Source organism: Streptomyces sp. TLI_185 (genome assembly GCF_003814765.1).
Classification (GTDB): domain Bacteria; phylum Actinomycetota; class Actinomycetes; order Streptomycetales; family Streptomycetaceae; genus Streptomyces.
Genome location: NZ_RKRB01000001.1, coordinates 9,096,374 through 9,112,495, shown reverse-complemented (window position 1 = coordinate 9,112,495; position 16,122 = coordinate 9,096,374). Strand labels below are relative to the sequence as shown.

Sequence of the window (16,122 nt, the reverse complement as noted above, 5' to 3'; positions counted from 1 at the left end):
CAGTCAACCCCCCCTTGGCGATTACGGTCAAGTACGATCAAGCTACGCACAGTTAACAGCAGATTAAGTCCCGCCTCTCCGTGAGAGGCGGGACTCAAGAGACACCTGAGGTCACTTCAGTGCAGGTGGCGCCGCCTGGGCCGATGTTCCCCACTCAGACGGGCGCGGGCCGACCGTGAAGTCGAGCGAGCGCAGGGAGCGCAGCGAACCGGTCGTCAGGTATGTCCGGTCGTAGGCCACCCCGTCCGTCCGGGCCGACTGGATGTACCGCTCGGCGGTCGAGGTGCCCCGCGCGGTGATCGTCAGGGCACCCCGCGGGAAGTAGCGGCGGTCCAGCGTCAGGTCGACGCGGTCGAACACCGGCGTGGACAGCCCCCAGGTGTCGTAGCCGGGCTGCACCGGGAAGATCCCGATCGACGACAGCACGTTCCAGGCGGACATCGTGCCGAGGTCGTCGTTGCCGGTCATGCCGGTCGGCGCGTCCGTGAACAGGGTCAGCGCCGCGTGCACCACGTCGGTCGTCTTCCACGGCTCGCCGGTCGACAGATAGGTGTACGGGGCGATGAGGTCGGGCTCGTTCTGCGGGTTGTACTTGTCGGCGTTGTAGTAGTCGTACGGGCCGTTGACCCACACCTCGCGGGCCGTCTTCGCCGGGTCGGCCAGCAGCCGGTCGTAGGCGAAGAAGGAGTCGAGCCGGTCGTTCGCGGCCTGCTCGCCGCCGATCAGGGAGACCATGCCCGGCAGGTCCTGCGGCACCAGCCACTGGTACTGCCAGGACGTGCCCTCGTGGAAGCCCTCGCTCTGCGCCGGGTCGACCGGCCCGGTGAAGGCACCGGAGGCGTCGCGGGCGCGGAAGAAGCCGGTCGAGGGGTCGAAGAGGTGGCGGTAGCTCTGCGCGCGGGCGGCATACCGGTCGGCGTCCGCCGTATGCCCGAGCTGGCGGGCCATCTGGGCGAGCATCGCATCCGACAGGGCGTACTCCAGGGTCGCCGAGGCGCCGTGGTCGTAGTCCGAGTCGCCCGGCTTCGCATGCGGGCGGCCCTTGATGTACGGCGCGAAGCCCGCCGCGATGTACTCCTTGTCGGCCTCGCGGCCCACCGCCGGCGAGTCCGCGGGCGGCGTCCCGTCGGCGTTCTCCCTCAGAGCCCGGTAGGCCCGCTCCTCGTAGCCCGTGAGCAGGCCCTGCTGGTAGGCGTTGGTGAGGAACGGGGTGACCGGGTCGCCGGTCATGATGTTCGTCTCGACGGTGCCGTAGCCCCACTTCGGCAGCCAGCCGCTCTCCTCGGAGATCTTGATCACCGAGATCGCCATGTCGCGGGCCTCGCGGGGCGCGAGCAGGGACAGCAGCTGGGACTGGGTGCGGTAGGTGTCCCACAGGGACCAGTTCTGGTAGTAGGTGAAGCCGTCGGTGCGGTGGATCTTCTGGTCCCAGCCGGTGTAGCGGCCGTCGGCGTCGCTGCCTATGTTCGGCGCCAGGAACGAGCGGTACAGCGACGAGTAGAAGGTCCGCCGCAGGCCGTCGTCACCGCCCTTGGCGCGCACGTCGTCGAGGCGGTCCTCCCACGCCTGCTGCGCCTGGTGACGTACGGCGTCGAAGGAACGCCCGCCCTCCGCACGGAGGTTGACCGCAGCGCCGTGCGCGTCGACGTAGGACAGCGCGGTGGTCGCCTCGACGGTGCGGTCCTTGGTGGTGTCGAAGCGGACGTACGCGCCGTCGCGCCCGCTCTTCGAACCGGAGGTCACCGTGGAACCGTCCCAGGTGCCGTAGGCGGTGAAGGGCCGGTCGAAGCGAGTGATCGTGTAGACGGTGTAGGGCTTGGTGTCCTGGCAGAAGCCGCGGCCGGTGACGGCGGTGCGCACGGTGCGGCTGTCGAGGACCTCGACCCTGGTGGAGACCGTGGAGTGCAGGGACTGGGCCGCGTTCAGCAGGACGTTGGCCTTGTCGGTGGCCGGGAAGGTGTAGCGCTGCACGCCGGTGCGCGCGGTGGCGGAGAGCTCGGCCTCGATGCCGGTCTTCAGGCCGACCCGGTAGTAGCCGGGGCTCGCGGCCTCGTCGTCGTGGCTGAACTCGGCTGCGTACTTGGCGTAGTCCGTCTGTGTGACGTCGCCGGTGGTGGGCAGCACGGGCAGATCTCCGCCGAGCCCGCAGCCCACGCCCGACAGATGGACCAGGGAGAAGCCGCGGATGTGGTTCTGGGAGTAGTCGTAGCCGGTGTTGTGGCCGGTGTCCGGGGAGAGCTGCACCATGCCGAAGGGCACGGCGGCGCCGGGATAGGTGTTGCCCTCGTTCTCGGTTCCGATGAACGGGTTGACGAGATCGGTGAGTCGACCGTCGTTCGGCTCGGTGGCCCGGGCAGTGGCAGGTGCGGCGAACAGCGCGGACGCTGCCAGCGCACCTGCCGTGCACAGGCGCAGGCGCCGGGTCCATCTCATGTCGGAAGTCCTCCGGGGTTCAGGGGGTCGGGCAGCCTGCGGGAGTCGCCTGGGAAGCGTCGCGGATCAGGGCCTTCTGGGATGTGCGCACACGCTGGACGTCCGGCTTGAGCACCTTGCGGTCGTACGTCAGCAGGCCGTTCAACTCGCCCTCGACGTCCGAGATCTGGGTGTAGACCGCGCCGTTGCTCCCTTTGCAGGCCAGGGCGCGTACTTCGGCGAGCCTGGCCAGGTAGTCGTCGGTGTAGGCCGCCGGGTCGACGTCCACGTACGACTGCTGCACGGACCAGGCGTGTCCCGGCACCGCGAGGCCGAGGCCGCCGTACTCGCCGCTGACCAGGGCGCGCCGGCCGTCCGGATGCGGGGGTAGGGCGGGGCTGGGGTAGCCGTGCTCGTCCATGACGTCGCCGGTGCCGCCGTCGGCCCCGAGGTTGAGCCCGGACATGGAGTTGACCAGCCGGGTCGGGTCCCAGGCCCCCGCCTGGTCGGCGATGCGGGCCTCGTCGTACTGGCCCCAGCCCTCGTTGAAGGTGACCCACATGACGACCGACGGGCTGCTGATGTGCTCGTCGATCATCTGCTTCATCTCCCGCTCGTACTCGGCTCGGGCCTCGGCGCTCGGATTCACCCCGGCGGTCATCGCCGGCATGTCCTGCCACACCAGGAGGCCCAGGCGGTCGGCCCAGTAGAACCAGCGGTCGGGCTCGACCTTGATGTGCTTGCGCACGGCGTTGAAGCCCAGCTGCTTGTGGACCTTCAGGTCGTACGCGAGGGCCTCGTCGGTCGGTGCGGTGTACAGGCCGTCGGGCCAGAAGCCCTGGTCGAGGGTGGCCATCATGAAGACCGGTTTGCCGTTGAGGAGGGTGCGCGGGACGCCGTTCACCTTCTCGACGGCGATCGAGCGCATGCCGAAGTAGCTGCCGACGCGGTCGGCGCCGACAGTGACCTTCAGGTCGTAGAGGAACGGGTCGTCGGGCGACCACAGGTGCGGGTCGTGGATGGTCAGGGTGAGGGGACCGCCGGTTCGGCCGCGGGCCGTGGCGACCTTGCGGTGTCCCTCGTATGCGGTCGCCGTGATCGGTACGCCGTCGCGAACTCCCTTTGCAGCGACGGTGAGTTGGTTCTTGGTGACGTCGGGGGTCAGCTTGAGGGAGTCGACATGCTCGCTCGCCACCGGCTCCATCCACACCGTCTGCCAGATGCCCGAGGTCGGCGTGTACCAGATGCCGCTCGGGTCCAGGCGCTGCTTGCCGAGCGGCGGATTCTCGCCGGTGGTCGCATCGGTGGGGTCGTAGACGCCGACGATCAGTTCCTGGGTGCGGCCGGGTCTGAGGGCGTCGGTGATGTCGGCGCCGAACTTGTCGTATCCGCCCTGGTGTTGGGCCACCTTGGTGCCGTTGACGTACACCTCGGCCCGCCAGTCGAGGGCACCGAAGTTGAGCCGCAGCCGTTTGCCGGAGCCGATGTTCCAGTCGGCGGGGACGGTGAAGGTGCGGCGGTACCACATGCGGTCCTCGTGCCGCTCCAGGCCGGAGAGCTGGGACTCCACGGGGTACGGGACGAGGATGCGCTCGGCGAGTGTCCTGCCGACGGGCGGCCGCTCCCCGGCCGTGGCGGCGGCGAACTGCCAGCGGCCGTTGAGGTTGCGCCAGGCGGGGCGGGTCAGCTGCGGGCGCGGGTATTCGGGAAGGGCGTTGTCCGGGCCCACCTGGTCGGCCCATTGCGTGCGCAGCTCGTACGTGGAGTGGTTGGGGCCGCTGCTCCAGAACGCTTTGACAACGTTGCCGTCGGCGGTGGTGAGGCCGCCGTTTCCGTCGTAGCGGACGTCGGCGGTGCCGCGTGCGGTGCCGGTCTTGTTGCCTACGACGGGTTCCTTCAGGGCGACGAGCAGCGCCCTCGGGTCGGCGGGGTCCGGCTGGGCGGCTGCCAGGGGCCACTTGGCGCCGCCGATCACCGCTTCGAGGTGGTCGGCCAGGCCGGCCGGGGGCGCGGCGAGGCGCTGGGGGAAGTCGAGCTTGAGGGTGCGGCCGGCGCCGGTGACCGTCGCGGCGGTGGCGCCCTCGTAGGCCCATCCGTCGGGGAGGCGGAACGCGGACTGCGGGACGGCCTCCTTGCTGCCGCCGGGCTCGGTCCAGCGCAGGTGGAGGTTGGAGCCGCCGTAGTGCTCGAAGTACTCGACCTTGATGTCGTAGGCCCTGCCGGCGGTCAACTCGACGGGGTCACCGGTCTGTTCGCGGTCCCAGTCGTCCACCCAGTGGTCGACGACGATCTTTCCGTCGATCCACAGCCGGAAGCCGTTGTCGCCCGTGATCGAGAAGGTGTGGGGGCCGCTCCTCTCCGGGACGATCTTTCCGGTCCAGCGGACGCTGACGTCGTCCGACTGCCCGGTGGTGAAGGCGAGGCGTGGCTCGAGGTTGCCGAAGTCGAGGTTCGGGTCGAATCCGGTGGCCTTGAGCCGGTCGAAGTCGAAGGCGCCGGGGGCGGACTGGGTGTAGTACTCCCCCTTCAGGCCATGGATCTCCACGGGGTCGTCGGCCGCGGCGGTCACGGTGGGGGTGGCGGCGAGTGCGGTGGCGCCGAGCAGCACGGCGAGCAGTAAGGCAAGTCTGTCTCTGAGGCGGCGGAAGTGCACGGAACCTCCCATAACAACGTTGTCATGGACAGCAGTTGGCATGACAACACGGATTCCGGATTCCGTCCAGGGACATGACAAGCCACGGCACCGGATGCCGTTCGCCTTGCGACCGCGGAGGATGGAAGCAGGAGCCCGACTCGGCAGAGAGAAGGCGACGAGGATGCCGAAGGTTTCCAGGGACACGGCCACCCAGGGCGGCGACTTCGGTCCGGTCGTCGACCGCGGCGAGGAGTTGGACGACTACAGGATCGACTTCCTGACGTTCCGCGCGGACGTCGACCACGGGCCGCTGCTCAAGGGACTGCCCGACGACCGGTGCCAGTGCCCGCACTGGGGCTATGTCTTCAAGGGCGAGCTCACCTTCCACTACGCGGATCACGACGAGGTGTACCGCCCGGGCGACGCGTTCTACGCCCCGCCCGGCCATGTGCCCGTTCACACGGAGCCCGGCAGTGAGTATCTGCAGATCAGCCCCAAGGACGAGCTTCGCCCGACCAGCGAGGCGATCATGAAGAACTTCCAGTCGATGCGGCCGCCTGGCTGAACCTGCCGGCACCTACGTGACCAGCTGTCCCTTCCCGAGCGCGATCACTCCGCCCTTGGAGACGGTGTACAGCTCCGCGTCCCGCTCCGGGTTGACGCCGATCGTCGCGCCCGGCGGTACCTCGACGTTCTTGTCCAGCACCGCCCCGCGCACGACCGCGCCCCGCCCAATGTGGACGTTGTCGTGCAGCACCGAGCCCTGGACCACCGCCCCCGGGTCGACCCTGACTCCCGGCGACAGGATCGAGCGGGTGACCTGGCCCCGGATGAGACAGCCGGCGCTGATGATGGACTCGCTGGCCATGCCGCCCGCGTTGAAACGGGCCGGGGAGAGCTGGTACGAGTGCGTGTAGATGGGCCACTGGCGGTTGTACAGGTTGAAGGCGGGGCGCTCGGCGATCAGGTCCATGTGGGCGTCGTAGTACGCGTCCAGTGTGCCGACGTCGCGCCAGTAGCCGCGGTCGCGGTTGGTCTCGCCGGGCACGTGGTTGGCACTGAAGTCGTACAGCTGGGCCTCGCCGCGGTCGGTGAGCTGAGGCAGGATCGAGCCGCCCATGTCGTGCACGGAGTTCTCGTCGTCGGCGTCCCGCTGCAGCGCCTCGATCAGCGCCTTGGTGGTGAAGATGTAGTTGCCCATGGAGGCGAAGATCGTCTCCGGATCGTCCGCCAGGCCGGGCGGGTCGACGGGCTTCTCCAGGAAGCGCTCGACCGTCAGGCCGTCCGAGCCCGGGGTGATCACACCGAACTGCGAGGACTCGGCACGCGGGACCCGGATGCCCGCGACCGTGACGCCCGCGCCGCTCTCGATGTGCTGGGCGAGCATCTGCCGCGGGTCCATGCGGTAGACGTGGTCGGCACCGAACACCACGACGTACTCGGGGCTTTCGTCGTGCACGAGGTTCAGCGACTGCAGCAGCGCGTCGGCGCTGCCCAGGTACCAGCGCGGGCCGAGCCGCTGCTGGGCGGGGACCGGGGTGACGTAGTTGCCGAGCAGGCTCGACATCCGCCAGGTGGTGGTGATGTGCCGGTCCAGCGAGTGCGACTTGTACTGCGTCAGCACACAGATGCGCAGGATGTCGCCGTTGACGAGGTTGGACAGGACGAAGTCGACTAGGCGGTACGTACCGCCGAAGGTGACCGCTGGTTTCGCGCGGTCCGTGGTCAGGGGCATGAGGCGTTTGCCTTCTCCGCCCGCCAGTACGATCCCGAGCACCGAAGGTCCGCCACGACGCATGGCCGCTCCCCTCACCGTGGTTGATCCATCCCTGCCCCTGCCCAGGGCGGAGTAAGCCTGTTCGAGGAAGTCCCCTCCGTTCTATTCCTGCTTGAGGATCTCCTCGTAAAGCCGGACCGTACGGCGGGCGACGGCATCCCAGCCGAACTCCCCCACCGCGCGCTCACGCCCCGCCTCGCCCATCCGCCGCGCCGCCTCCAGGTCTCCGATCACCTGGTCCAGCGCCCGCGCGAGGCCCGTCTCGAAGTCGTCGTCCACGTCGACGAGCAGGCCGGTCTTGCCGTCGTCCACCACCTCGGGGATGCCGCCGACCCGGGAGGCCACGACGGGTGTCCCGCAGGCCATCGCCTCGAGGTTGACGATACCGAGGGGTTCGTACACCGACGGGCAGACGAACGCGGCAGCGTGAGTGAGGAGTTGGATCACCTCGGGGCGCGGCAGCATCTGCGGGATCCAGTGCACGTGCTCGCGGACGCGGCTGAGGTCCTGGTAGAGGTCGCGGAACTCCCGGTCGATCTCCGGGGTGTCGGGCGCCCCGGCACACAGCACGACCTGCACGCCCGGGTCGATGTCCCGCACCGCGCGCAGCAGATGGGGCACCCCCTTCTGGCGGGTGATACGGCCGACGAACAGGATGTAGGGGCGGCCGGTGTCCAGGCCGATGCGGTCGAGGACGTCGGTGCCGTGGTCGGGCCGGTAGAGCACGGTGTCGATGCCGTTGTGCACGACCTGCACCTTGGCCGCATCGAGCATCGGGTAGCAGGTCAGGATGTCCTCGCGCATCGCGCCGGAGACGGCGATCACGGCGTCGGCGTTCTCGATCGCGGTGCGCTCGGCCCAGCTCGAGAGGGCGTATCCGCCGCCGAGTTGCTCTGCCTTCCAGGGGCGCAGCGGCTCCAGCGAGTGCGCGGTCATCACATGCGGCATGCCGTACAGCAGCTTGCCGAAGTGGCCGGCGAGGTTGGCGTACCAGGTGTGGGAGTGGACCAGTTCGCGGCCTTCGAGGCCGGCGGCCATCGCGAGGTCCACGGAGAAGGTGCGCAGCGCATCGTTGGCGGTGTCCAGGGCGGCCCAGGAGCGGTGGCGCACCACACCCACCCCACGACCCTCGCCCCAGCAGTGCACCTCGAGGTCGACCAGGGAGCCCAACTCCCGGGCGAGGAACTCGACATGGACGCCTGCGCCGCCGTACACGTCCGGGGGGTATTCCCGGGTCAGCAGTCCGACTCGCACCCGCAACCCCCAGCTCTCGGCGACCGGTTCCCTCATGGTCACCCAGATGCGCCGCGCGCGGAAGAGCACGGCGGTCGTGTGAAGCAACAGTCACCGCACACGCCCCCGCCGGGCACACGGTAGTAGAGGCAGCAGCTGCGGCGCCGGAAGGCGGTGCCGGTGAGGGTGCCGGTGTCCGACAGGAGGGGGTGGGCGAACAGTTCTGCGGTGAGGTCACGGATGCGGGCAGCGGCCTCGGTACGGCCGTGCAGGGCGGCCCATTGGTCCAGTTGCCGGGCGGCTCCCGCCAGCGCGGAGGCCGCGTTGCCCCACAGCAGACCGGGGGCGATCCGGTGGTGCGTCCGCAGGGCCGTCACCAGCGGGGCGAGGTGGCCGTGCAGGACGACGTCCACCAGGGTCGCGGAGTCCGCGGGCAGCGGGCGGACCTCCGTCAGCCACAGGTCGTCGGGGGCGGAGGCGTCGGGGTCCCAGTGCAGCAGCCCGGGATCCAGGTCGGGCACACGGCCGTACAGTGCGGCACAGCCGAGCGCCACCGACCACAGCCGTGCCGCCAGCCCCTGCTGGGCCACGGAGGCCGCGATCCGCGACTCGGGGGCGCGGAGAACATGCGCCACCTTTTCGACCCGGAAAGTAATAGCATTTCCGTACACATCGGAAGACCGGTTCTCGTACGCGTGGGCGAGCGTCGGCAGTGGCGTGCGTGGCGCTCCGCCCGTCCGCAGTACGAAAAAGCCGCCGAGCGGTCCGAGGGCGGCGAGATCCTGATCGAGGTCCACGAAGAGCAGTAGTACCAAGGGCCCTAGGGGTTCCCACTGGGGGGTGTCCACCCCGTGTCGCCCACCCTGGGGAGGACGGCGCCCGATTCGTACTCCATCGGCAGTAGGACCCATTGCCTGCTCTGGGACGACGACGGGAACAGATCGACAAGGCATCGTGTTGCCCATGAAGGCCGACCGTTCGTCGCGCAGGGCTCAGCGCCCCCGCCACACGCAGAGGAGCAACTCATGAGTGCCCTCGCGTTGTCCGTTCTCCTCTCACTCGTCTCCGCCGTCGCCTACGCCGGCGGGGCGATCGTGCAGGAGTACGTGGCGGTGTCCTCGCCCGTTCAGGAGTACGCGCCGCTGCGCCGGCCGACGTGGTGGGCCGCGGTGGCACTCAACGGCCTCGGCGGACTGCTGCACGTCGTGGCGCTGGCCTACGGCCCGCTGAGCCTGGTGCAGCCGCTGGGCGCACTGACCATCGTGTTCGCGCTGCCCATGGCGGCGCTGTTCGTGGGCCGCAAGGCCGGCGCGACCGCCTGGCGGGGCGCGATCATGGCGACCGTGGGCCTGGCCGGTCTGCTGGCCCTGGTCGGCACCTCCGACGCGCAGTCCCTGGACACGGCGCAGCGGATCGCCGTCGCCGTGGTGTCCGGCAGCGTCGTCGTGGCCCTGATGATCGCGGGCCGGGCCGCCCACCGGCACCCGGCGGTGCGCAGCATGCTGCTCGCCACCGCGTCCGGCATCGCCTTCGGCATGTCCTCGGTGTTCACGAAGACCGTCGCGGTCGACTGGACCGCCGGGGTCTCAGCGGCCGACGTCCCCTCCCTGGCCGTGATCGGCGTCTTCGCCACGGCCGGCATGCTGGTCTCCCAGGCCTCCTACCGGGGCGCCGGGCTCGCGGCCCCGCTGGCCACCCTGACCGTCGTGAACCCGGTGGTGGCGGCCGCGGTCGGCATCACGATGTTCGGCGAAACCTTCCGCTACGGCAGCACGGGCACCGCGCTCGCCCTGAGCTGCGGCGTGGTCGCGGCCGGCGGCCTGATCCTGCTGACCACGGAGCGCATCGCCGGCACCACCGCCGCCGAGACCGCGCCGGAGCCGGCCGAGACCGTCACCGAGCCGATCCCCCTCACGGAATCCGTCGAGGAACTGCTGCTCGCCGCGATCCCCGAGCAGCCGGTGGCGGCACCCCGCGAGGAGATCCTCGTCCCCGCCCAGGTCGGCCCCACCGTCCTGGCGGTCGCCTACGACGAGGACGACGAGCTGCCCCCGGACCCGGCCCGCTACCGCTTCTACGGCCCCTTCTACGGCGGCTCGTACATCCCGTCGCCGGACGTCGACCGGCACCGGGTACGCGTCAAATCCTGACGCCACCGGCCCTGAGATACGCGACAGGGTCGATGTCGGAACCGAAACCGGGCCCTGTCCGCACCTCGAAGTGCAGATGCGGGCCCGTTGCGTTGCCCGTCGCCCCGGAGCGGCCGATGCGCTGCCCGCCCCCCACGCCCTGCCCGGCCTTCACGGAGATCGCCGAGAGGTGGCCGTACTGGCTGTAGCGGCCGTCGGCGTGCCGGATCACCACCTGGTAGCCGTAGGAGCCGCCCCAGCCGGCGGAGACGACGCGGCCCGCGGCGACCGCCTTCACGGTCGTGCCGGTGGGCACGGGGAAGTCGACGCCGGTGTGGTAGCCCTTCGACCAGGAGGAGCCGGCCACGCGGTACGGGGTGCCGATCGGGCCGCTCACCGGAGCGACGAGGGAGTGGCCGGTCGTGGCCTTCTCCTCGGTGGCCGAAGAGGCCTGCTCCGTCGAGGGCCTGGAGCCGGCGTGGTGCGTGGCGGGGGCCTTCGCCCGCAGGTTCAGCCGCTGCCCCGGGAGGATCAGGTCGGGGTCGGCACCGATGGTCTTCCGGTTCGCGGAGTACAGCCGGTGCCAGCCGCCCCGGACGTGCTCGGTCTCGGCGATCCGGGAGAGGGAGTCACCGCGGACCACGGTGTACATCTCGGCCGTACCGGCCCGGGACTGGGGCGTGGAGTGCGGCTTCACGTCCTCGACTGAGGTCTTCGCGGGGGTCTTCTTGGCGGCGGAGGCCGGGTGGACGTCCGGGGTGGCGCCGTCCCGCCTCAGCCCCGCCTTCTGCGAACACACCGGCCAGGCACGCGGCCCCTGCCCCTGAAGGACCTTCTCCGCAACGGCGATCTGCTGGTCCTTGGTGGCCAGATCGGCGCGCCGCGCGTACTTCGCGCCGCCGTAGGACTCCCAGGTGGACTGGGTGAACTGCAGCCCGCCGTAGAAGCCGTTACCGGTGTTGATGTTCCAGTTGTTCGTCGACTCGCAGGCGGCGACCTTGTTCCAGGTGGACACGTCGGCCGCGTGGGCGGTGCCGGTGCCGATCAGGGGGATCGCCATGCCGGCGCCGCCGACCGTGACGGTGAGTGAGGCCCGGTTGATCCTGTTCGGCTGATACCGGCGGTGCCGGCCCCGTACGGCCATGAAGATCCCCCTCGACATATGCCAGAAGGGCCAAAAGTAAGCGCCCCGAACAGGCCATGACAAGACAGCAATCGGCCGCCCTGACCCGTAAGCAGCCAGGAATACACGGCAGTTGCAGAACGGCTGAGGCAGGTGGGGCTCGTCGTGCGTATCTGCCTGCGGAACGTCGGGCACCCCGGACATGCGCTCGGCGTACCGGCAAGTCAGGATGGTCGGTGGGGCGATACTGGCGTGCACGACCGGCACCACCGATACCGGATCCTCTAGGAGCCAACCGAATGAGCAACTCAGCCCAGATCGGCGTCACGGGACTCGCGGTCATGGGCCGCAATCTCGCCCGTAACTTCGCGCGCAACGGCTACACGGTCGCCTTGCACAACCGCACAGTGGCGCGTACGAACGCCCTGGTCGAGGAGTTCGGGCACGAAGGCGACTTCATCGCGGCGGAGACCGCCAAGGAGTTCGTGGCGGCGCTGGAGCGACCGCGGCGGCTGGTCATCATGGTCAAGGCCGGTGACCCGACCGATGCGGTGATCCAGGAGTTCGCCCCGCTCCTGGAGCCCGGCGACATGATCATCGACGGCGGCAACGCGCACTTCGCGGACACCCGCCGCCGGGAGCGCGAACTGCGCGAACAGGGCATCCACTTCGTCGGCATGGGCGTCTCCGGCGGCGAGGAGGGCGCGCTCAACGGGCCTAGCATCATGCCGGGCGGCCCGAAGGAGTCGTACGACTCGCTCGGCCCGATGCTGGAGAAGATCTCCGCGAAGGCGAAGGACGGCGCGCCCTGCGTCACGCACGTGGGTCCCGACGGCGCCGGGCACTTCGTGAAGATGGTCCACAACGGCATCGAGTACGCCGACATGCAGCTCATCGGCGAGGCGTACCAGCTGCTGCGCGATGTGGCCGGATACTCCCCCGCGCAGATCGCGGAGATCTTCCGCACCTGGAACACGGGCCGCCTGGACTCCTACCTGATCGAGATCACCGCCGAGGTGCTGTCCCACGTGGACACGGCGACCGGCAAGCCGTTCGTGGACGTGGTGGTCGACCAGGCCGAGCAGAAGGGCACCGGCCGCTGGACCGTCCAGATCGCCCTCGACCTGGGTGTTCCGGTCTCCGGCATCGCGGAGGCGGTCTTCGCCCGCTCACTGTCGGGTCACGCGGCGCTGCGCGAGGCCTCGCGCGGGCTGGCCGGACCGAAGGCCTCCCCGCTGTCCGAGTCGGAGGCGGGGGCGTTCGCGGACCGCGTGGAGCAGGCCCTCTACGCCTCGAAGATCGTGTCGTACACGCAGGGCTTCCACGAGATCGCGGCAGCCCGAGAGGAGTACGACTGGGACATCGACCTGGGCGCGGTCTCCGCGATCTGGCGCGGCGGCTGCATCATCCGCGCGGCCTTCCTGGACCGCATCCGCTCCGCGTACGACACCCGGGCCGACCTGCCGAGCCTGCTGTCCGACGAGACGTTCGCCCAGGAGATCGCGGACGCCCAGGACGACTGGCGCGAGGTCATCATCGCCGCCACCCGCCAGGGCGTCCCGACCCCCGGCTTCGCCGCGGCGCTCGCCTACTACGACGCCCTGCGCGCGGAGCGGCTGCCGGCCGCGCTGACGCAGGGGCAGCGTGACTTCTTCGGCGCGCACACGTACCGGCGCACGGACCGGGACGGCTCGTTCCACACGCTGTGGGGCGGGGACCGGTCGGAGGTCGACGCGTAGCAGGCAGGTTGTACGAGGCGGCGGGCGGCCCGAGCGGCCGTCCGCCGTCTTTGTCCGCCCCGCCCGCAGCTGTGGTCCGGGACGCTGCCGACGGAGGTGTACGAGGCGGTGATGCCGCTTCAGCCGTACGGCCGTCGAGCGGTTCAGGTCAGCGGTGGCCCCGGCTCCGGGTTCGGCACCGGTTCCGGCCCCGGCGGGATCGGCGACGGGGACGGCGTCGGGTCCGGGGGTGCGGGCGGTGTGGGTTCCGGGCCCGGAGGTGCGGGCGGGGTGGGTTCCGGTCCGGGTGGTGCCGGTGGTGTGGGTTCCGGGCCCGGCGGTGGCTGGGGGTTGGGAACCGGCGACGGGTACGGGTCCGGGGGCTGGGGGCCCGGGCCAGGCGTGGGACCCGGTGGTACGGGGTCGGGGTGCGGATCGGTCATGGTGTCCTCCGGCCAGTCGGTCGACGTCGGCTCTGGACTACTGCCCCGCGTACCCGGCGGCCGCCTTCGCACTCACCCGCCCGCAGGACGGCACGCCGCCCAGGTGGGCCTACCCGGCACGCACCGCCTCCGCGGCCGCCGCGAGACCCGGGCGCGGGCTGGACAGCACCGGGACCGCCGTGGTCGTCAGCTGCTGGGCCGGGGCCATGGAGCCCTGGGCGAGGACGATCGCATCGGCGCCGGTGACCGCGTCGGCCGCGGCCGCCACGAGACGGACGCAGCCCTCGCCGTCACCCGCCGCGAAGCGGTCCCAGGCTCCCTCGACGAGCCGGGTGCGCACCTCGACGGGGCGTCCGGCGCGACGCGCCTCCTCCTCGATCAGGGCCACCGTCGGCCCGAACGTGCTCTCCACGCTGGCGAGCACGACGATCCGCGAACCGGCGGCCACCGCGGCGGCCGCCATCGGACGGTCACTGCGCAACACCGGCACCCCGGAGGTGGCCGCCTCCGCGACGGCACCGATGGTCGAGCAGGTGCACAGGACGGCCTGCGCGCCGTCCCCGACCGCCTTGTCCAGCGCGGCCCGCACCTCGTCCGCCACGGCCTCCGGCCCCTCACGGCGGGCCCGGGCCAGCAGCTCCTCGTCGACGAAGTGCCGCAGTTCCAGGCCCTGGTGGTGCTCGTCGCGCAGAGCCTCGAAGACGGGGATGTGCGCGGGTGAGGTGTGCAGGAGGGCGAGCATGCGAGTGGCAGGCCTTTGTCAGAAGGGCTACGGCGGGCTCAGAAGCGACCGGGGTGCGCCACCAGCCACTCCTTCGCCGCCCGCAGCAGCTCCGGGTCGGCGGCCGGCGCCTCCTCGGGGTGGCGTTCGGCCCACTTGGTGACGTACGGGCACAGCGGGGCGACGACGACGCCCTCGCGCTCGGCGATGGTGTACAGCTCGCGCGCCAGCGAGCCCGCGATGCCCTTCCCCTCGTGGGCCGGTTCCACGATCGTGTGGACGGGGACCAGGGCGCGCGCGGGCGTTTCGAGGACGAAGTACTCGATGTGGCCGACGACTTCGCCGTCCGCACCGTCGCCGAGGGCCTCCAGGCGGCCCGCCGCCCGGTCGTCGCGGATCTCGATGTCGCTCATGGGCACGCTCCTGGTCCGAAGGTCGGCGAGGTCGGCGAAGTCGGGGAGGACGGTGATCAGGCCGGTACGGCCTGCGGGCTGCGCTCCTGGTCCGAGCCCGGTACCGGCTCGGACGGGTCGGCGCCCAGGGCCACGATGCGGTTGTCGCGGTCCACGTGCACGACGCGGGGTTCCAGCGCACGCGCCTCGGCGTCGGTCACCTGAGCGTAGCTGATGATGATCACCAGGTCGCCGGGGTGGACGAGATGGGCAGCGGCCCCGTTGATCCCGATCACGCCGGAGCCGCGCTCACCCTCGATGACGTACGTCTCCAGGCGGGCGCCGTTGGTGATGTCGACGATGTGCACGAGCTCGCCGGGCAGCAGGTCGGCGGCGTCGAGGAGATCGGCGTCGATGGTCACCGATCCCACGTAGTGCAGGTCGGCCTGGGTGACGGTGGCGCGGTGGATCTTGGATTTGAACATGGTGCGCAGCATTCGGAACTCCCTGAACTCGGCTCCCTGCCCGCTTCCGCAGGTCAAGGGCTGTTCTTCAGCCTACAGCGGCTCTCCCGCGGATCATCCGCGACGGCGAGCGTGACCAGCGTAGGGACTGGGGCGTCGGCCTGCAGCGAGATCCCGGTCACGTCGGATGGCGCCGCAGAGAGCTTCCCTCAGCATCCGCGGGGGCGGCGGGAGATCACCTGGGGGAGCTTCCCCGCCTTCCAGTAGCCGTCGAGGATCTTGAGCAGGCGCTCGGGGTCGTCGAAGACCTCGCCGATCCGGTCACCGTAATCCGCGAGGAGCGGGTCGCTCTCGACCATCTTGCGGCCGGCGCCCGTGAAGGACGAGGAGTAGGCGTGGCAGTTGCCGCACCACAGATAGTTGATCCATGACGGTTCGCTTCGGCCGTATGTCGTGTGGTGGTAGAGGCGCATGGTCGTGTGGCCGCAGAGCGGGCAGGTCCGTTCGGCCAAGGGCAGGTGCAGTTGGGCACCGAGGGACTCCCGGTGCAGATGGTCGTAGGGGCGGGTCATGAAGTTGGGGACCTCTCTGAAAGGCGGCGGTGGCCGGCTGGAGTCCGTCACTTGTCCTCCGGCCAGCGCCTTCGGACTTCGGACCGGACGGCATCGATGAACTCGGCGGGCGGTCCGTAGAGGTGGTCGACGATGTAGTGGATGATCAGGTTCGGGGCGACGTAGAGCACACCGTCGTCCGAGACCGCACGGATCTCCGCATGACCGAGCCGGTAGGTGATCCCCGCCCGCTTTGAGGTCGCCGTGTGCTCGGTGTACTCCCCGCAGAGCGTGCACGAGTGCCAGCCCCGGCTCCGGTGCTGCCGCAGCGAACCGAGATCGATGATGTTCGCGAGGTCCTCCTCGGAGACCTCGTCGACGGGATAGTCGTAGCCGTCCTCGAGCCAGCCGATGGTGAGGCCCTCGGGCTTTTCGTACTCGATGAGGTCGTACAGCGAGAAATCCGCGTAGTAGGTCATGTCGCTTCTCGGGTTGAGCCGGGCGCTGCGGCAAAGCTGCGCGGC

General features: G+C 70.3%; 14 protein-coding genes. 3 read left to right on the top strand and 11 right to left on the bottom strand.

Features of this window, described 5'->3' with window-relative positions; genetic code table 11:
• Positions 1 to 111: 111 nt before the first annotated feature.
• On the bottom strand, positions 112 to 2,433 hold the full coding sequence (locus EDD92_RS41750; protein ID WP_123969092.1) for a GH92 family glycosyl hydrolase: 2,322 nt from the start codon (positions 2,431 to 2,433) through the stop codon (positions 112 to 114).
• Between the two features lie 19 nt (positions 2,434 to 2,452).
• On the bottom strand, positions 2,453 to 5,065 hold the full coding sequence (locus tag EDD92_RS41745; protein WP_123969091.1) for a PA14 domain-containing protein: 2,613 nt from the start codon (positions 5,063 to 5,065) through the stop codon (positions 2,453 to 2,455).
• Between the two features lie 163 nt (positions 5,066 to 5,228).
• Here EDD92_RS41745 and EDD92_RS41740 point away from each other — a divergent pair, with 163 nt between their 5' ends.
• Positions 5,229 to 5,612 (top strand): hypothetical protein, encoded by a 384-nt coding sequence (locus EDD92_RS41740; protein ID WP_123969090.1) that lies wholly within the window; start codon positions 5,229 to 5,231, stop codon positions 5,610 to 5,612.
• 12 nt (positions 5,613 to 5,624) lie between these two features.
• Here the strand turns inward: EDD92_RS41740 and glgC are convergent, their stop codons facing one another.
• The 3 genes from glgC to EDD92_RS41725 all read right to left on the bottom strand — a co-directional run bounded on the left by glgC (position 5,625) and on the right by EDD92_RS41725 (position 8,800).
• On the bottom strand, positions 5,625 to 6,845 hold the full coding sequence (glgC, locus tag EDD92_RS41735) for a glucose-1-phosphate adenylyltransferase (RefSeq protein WP_123969089.1): 1,221 nt from the start codon (positions 6,843 to 6,845) through the stop codon (positions 5,625 to 5,627).
• A gap of 81 nt (positions 6,846 to 6,926) precedes the next feature.
• Entirely contained in the window at positions 6,927 to 8,078 is a 1,152-nt protein-coding gene (gene glgA / locus EDD92_RS41730) for a glycogen synthase (protein ID WP_123970784.1), read from the bottom strand.
• A gap of 38 nt (positions 8,079 to 8,116) precedes the next feature.
• Positions 8,117 to 8,800, bottom strand: a complete 684-nt coding sequence (locus tag EDD92_RS41725) for a (2Fe-2S)-binding protein (RefSeq protein ID WP_260327373.1) — start codon at positions 8,798 to 8,800, stop codon at positions 8,117 to 8,119.
• 282 nt (positions 8,801 to 9,082) lie between these two features.
• On the opposite strand from EDD92_RS41725, the gene EDD92_RS41720 reads away from it, so the two are divergent.
• Positions 9,083 to 10,207: a DMT family transporter gene (locus tag EDD92_RS41720; RefSeq protein WP_185124302.1), complete on the top strand. Its 1,125-nt coding sequence runs from the start codon at positions 9,083 to 9,085 to the stop codon at positions 10,205 to 10,207.
• Here EDD92_RS41720 and EDD92_RS41715 read toward each other — a convergent pair.
• Entirely contained in the window at positions 10,197 to 11,330 is a 1,134-nt protein-coding gene (locus EDD92_RS41715) for a transglycosylase family protein (RefSeq protein ID WP_123969087.1), read from the bottom strand. The genes EDD92_RS41720 and EDD92_RS41715 overlap by 11 nt on opposite strands.
• A gap of 278 nt (positions 11,331 to 11,608) precedes the next feature.
• Here EDD92_RS41715 and gndA point away from each other — a divergent pair, with 278 nt between their 5' ends.
• Positions 11,609 to 13,048, top strand: coding sequence for an NADP-dependent phosphogluconate dehydrogenase (gndA, locus tag EDD92_RS41710; protein WP_123969086.1), 1,440 nt, complete (start codon positions 11,609 to 11,611; stop codon positions 13,046 to 13,048).
• 531 nt (positions 13,049 to 13,579) lie between these two features.
• Here gndA and EDD92_RS41705 read toward each other — a convergent pair.
• The 5 genes from EDD92_RS41705 to EDD92_RS41685 all read right to left on the bottom strand — a co-directional run bounded on the left by EDD92_RS41705 (position 13,580) and on the right by EDD92_RS41685 (position 16,077).
• Positions 13,580 to 14,212 (bottom strand): aspartate/glutamate racemase family protein, encoded by a 633-nt coding sequence (locus EDD92_RS41705; protein ID WP_123969085.1) that lies wholly within the window; start codon positions 14,210 to 14,212, stop codon positions 13,580 to 13,582.
• A 38-nt stretch (positions 14,213 to 14,250) separates the two neighbouring features.
• Positions 14,251 to 14,604: a GNAT family N-acetyltransferase gene (locus EDD92_RS41700; protein ID WP_123969084.1), complete on the bottom strand. Its 354-nt coding sequence runs from the start codon at positions 14,602 to 14,604 to the stop codon at positions 14,251 to 14,253.
• Between the two features lie 56 nt (positions 14,605 to 14,660).
• Positions 14,661 to 15,080: an aspartate 1-decarboxylase gene (gene panD / locus EDD92_RS41695; protein WP_115910693.1), complete on the bottom strand. Its 420-nt coding sequence runs from the start codon at positions 15,078 to 15,080 to the stop codon at positions 14,661 to 14,663.
• A gap of 176 nt (positions 15,081 to 15,256) precedes the next feature.
• On the bottom strand, positions 15,257 to 15,619 hold the full coding sequence (locus EDD92_RS41690) for a hypothetical protein (protein ID WP_123969083.1): 363 nt from the start codon (positions 15,617 to 15,619) through the stop codon (positions 15,257 to 15,259).
• 47 nt (positions 15,620 to 15,666) lie between these two features.
• Positions 15,667 to 16,077, bottom strand: a complete 411-nt coding sequence (locus tag EDD92_RS41685) for a hypothetical protein (RefSeq protein WP_123969082.1) — start codon at positions 16,075 to 16,077, stop codon at positions 15,667 to 15,669.
• Positions 16,078 to 16,122 lie beyond the last annotated feature (45 nt).

What these genes read in the sequence shown, in the direction of transcription:
- EDD92_RS41750 (WP_123969092.1), bottom strand. Translation starts at nt 2,433, where the DNA reads ATGAGATGGACCCGGCGCCTGCGCCTGTGCACGGCAGGTGCGCTGGCA.
- EDD92_RS41740 (WP_123969090.1), top strand. Translation starts at nt 5,229, where the DNA reads ATGCCGAAGGTTTCCAGGGACACGGCCACCCAGGGCGGCGACTTCGGT.
- glgC (WP_123969089.1), bottom strand. Translation starts at nt 6,845, where the DNA reads ATGCGTCGTGGCGGACCTTCGGTGCTCGGGATCGTACTGGCGGGCGGA.
- EDD92_RS41720 (WP_185124302.1), top strand. Translation starts at nt 9,083, where the DNA reads ATGAGTGCCCTCGCGTTGTCCGTTCTCCTCTCACTCGTCTCCGCCGTC.
- EDD92_RS41715 (WP_123969087.1), bottom strand. Translation starts at nt 11,330, where the DNA reads ATGGCCGTACGGGGCCGGCACCGCCGGTATCAGCCGAACAGGATCAAC.
- gndA (WP_123969086.1), top strand. Translation starts at nt 11,609, where the DNA reads ATGAGCAACTCAGCCCAGATCGGCGTCACGGGACTCGCGGTCATGGGC.
- EDD92_RS41705 (WP_123969085.1), bottom strand. Translation starts at nt 14,212, where the DNA reads ATGCTCGCCCTCCTGCACACCTCACCCGCGCACATCCCCGTCTTCGAG.
- EDD92_RS41700 (WP_123969084.1), bottom strand. Translation starts at nt 14,604, where the DNA reads ATGAGCGACATCGAGATCCGCGACGACCGGGCGGCGGGCCGCCTGGAG.
- panD (WP_115910693.1), bottom strand. Translation starts at nt 15,080, where the DNA reads ATGCTGCGCACCATGTTCAAATCCAAGATCCACCGCGCCACCGTCACC.
- EDD92_RS41690 (WP_123969083.1), bottom strand. Translation starts at nt 15,619, where the DNA reads ATGACCCGCCCCTACGACCATCTGCACCGGGAGTCCCTCGGTGCCCAA.
- EDD92_RS41685 (WP_123969082.1), bottom strand. Translation starts at nt 16,077, where the DNA reads ATGACCTACTACGCGGATTTCTCGCTGTACGACCTCATCGAGTACGAA.